Below are 339 nucleotides of genomic sequence, written 5' to 3'. Positions count from 1 at the left end.
ACACCCGGCAAATCATAAGCAACCTGGTGGATCTGGCCTTCAGGGAGTATGGCGAAAACAACCCCAGACTGTACCGTGCAGGAACAGAGCCCCTTGTGGATCTCGCCCTGGAAGAGAGTGGCATCGCTGAACAACATGACGCAGGATGGTGGAATGCTGCCACCTGGTTTGAAATCAGGGACATGCTGCATATGGCTGGCAATATCCCAGCCGCCCAGCGGGCACACTACCAGGCCATGCCCCTGCTGGCTGAAATGTCCGCCCTGCTGGGACAGCCATCCATCCGGGATGTGTTCGGCACAGTTCAGCGCGATAACTCAGCAGAATTGTTACTGGACT

At 56.6% G+C, this 339-nt stretch carries 1 pseudogene; it reads left to right on the top strand.

The window, feature by feature from the left end:
* Positions 1-339 (top strand): annotated as a pseudogene (locus E0D98_RS26230) (ATP-binding protein); the annotation flags it as partial.

It is taken from the genome of Escherichia sp. KCJ4928 (genome assembly GCF_004352695.1).
Classification (GTDB): domain Bacteria; phylum Pseudomonadota; class Gammaproteobacteria; order Enterobacterales; family Enterobacteriaceae; genus ECMA0423.
The sequence above is the reverse complement of the archived record's forward strand: the minus strand, read 5'-3'. Positions and strand labels throughout refer to the sequence as shown.